Source organism: Clostridium sp. UBA5712, assembly GCF_002419845.1.
Classification (GTDB): Bacteria; Bacillota; Clostridia; order Clostridiales; family Clostridiaceae; genus Clostridium_J; species Clostridium_J sulfidigenes.
Map to the genome: position 1 here is coordinate 1 of NZ_DIGW01000007.1, position 1,766 is coordinate 1,766.

Genomic DNA, 1,766 nt, shown 5'->3' on the forward strand with positions numbered 1-1,766 from the left:
GTGATATTATAGGAATAATAAACTCTATTGGAAAACAAGTTGTTTCTTATACCTACGATACTTGGGGTAAATTAATATCTATAACAGGAGATAAGGCATTAGGAGAAAAGAATCCTTATAGATATAGAGGCTATAGATACGATACAGAGACTGGATATTACTACTTGCAATCAAGATATTATAATCCTGAGTGGGGAAGGTTTATAAATATAGATGCTCTTGGTGGAGATGTAGGTGCATTGTTATCCCATAACATATTTGCTTATTGTAATAATAATCCTGTTACATCAAAAGATCCATCAGGGTTTAGACCTATATACACTCAAGGAGAAGAAACAGCTGCAATGAGAAAAGCTTCATATAATGCTATGTCAAAAGCAAGAGCAAAAAAACCTTCACAGAGTTTGCCACCGAGGGGTGTGCCAAATTCCAAAGTAAAAACACCAAATGGGTTAACAGAAAGAGAATATGATGAATATGGTAAAATGAAAAAGGATACACATTATGGACATCCTGACAATCATCCGGAACTTAAAAGTCCTCATTTTCATGACTGGAAATGGGATGGCGATATACCACATAAAGGTGACCCTTATGATATAGTTCAAGGTGTATGTGGTGTTGGATTAGTTGTTGTATGTGCAATTGGAGTAACCATTATAGTAGCTGATGATACACTTGGAATTGGAGTAGCTGATGATTTCTTGATTGCTCCACTTGGCTCAGGTGTAGGAACAGGAATGACTATGATTTTTGGAGGTTAATATGATTAGAGGATTAAGATTTAAAATACCAAATGAATATAATTTTTTTATTAACAAAATAACGGATGGAATAAATAAGGATACGTATGTTTGGGGAATTTTTGAAGACCAGGTGTTTGTTGAGAAAGGTGATTTTTTATTTGATTCAGATATATATAGTGGTCAAAAATTTAATGAAATAATTTCTCAATCACCATACTATGCTACTGCTCTCAATCTTCAAGTTTTTCCTTGTGAGACTAATATTCAACAAGTAAAAAATTATAATGAGTTCTTAAGTAGTAACTGTGAACTTGTATTTTTAATATGTGATGTCATTTTTGTGGATATATACTCAAAATCTATGAAGATTATTGAAATTATCAGGCTAAATGCGCAAAATAACAACTTTCAAGAAATAGAATATATAACTGATGAAAATGATAGAATAAAGGAATTTGATAATTATTTATAAAGAATGACAACAATTTATAAAAATGACAACAATTTATTAAATAGGTTGTTGTCATTTTTATTGTTAGTAAAAACATTAGTTATAACTATAATAGTGATGGAATAAGAACAGAGAAAACAGTAAATCAATGTGGAAACTCCTTTTCATATGCATTCAAATGAGTAAGTTTCACTAGTTAAATAAGAGATTTAGAGAGTCACTTAAATACACCCTAGAAGGAAATAAGGTAGTTCATGAAGAAATAACTAATGGAAGTACAGTAGATTAACAGAGTTCTTAGCTTATTGGAGAGTTTTTTTCTCTCACAGGAGGTTAGAAATCGTTATCTAAGGACGTAGTAGACCTTAATGAAACTTAGGGATATTAACCATCGGATAAAATTTTTTATAACTATGGAGATAGTGGTCTTGTAGGATTCATGTTAAATGATGCTGAACAATATTTTTACATTAGAAATGCACAAAGTGATATTATAGGAATAATAAACTCTATTGGAAAACAAGTTGTTTCTTATACTTATGACACCTGGGGTAAATTAATATCTATAA

General features: G+C 30.7%; 2 protein-coding genes. Both read left to right on the top strand.

Annotated elements, in window-relative coordinates; genetic code table 11:
• Positions 1-764, top strand: a 764-nt coding sequence (locus B3B03_RS02340; RefSeq protein WP_346876379.1) for an RHS repeat-associated core domain-containing protein, incomplete at its 5' end; no start/stop codon positions are given.
• A 1-nt stretch (position 765) separates the two neighbouring features.
• The gene (locus tag B3B03_RS02345; protein ID WP_346876380.1) at positions 766-1,218 is read left to right on the top strand and encodes a DUF2691 family protein; all 453 of its coding nucleotides are present in this window, start codon (positions 766-768) and stop codon (positions 1,216-1,218) included.
• Positions 1,219-1,766 lie beyond the last annotated feature (548 nt).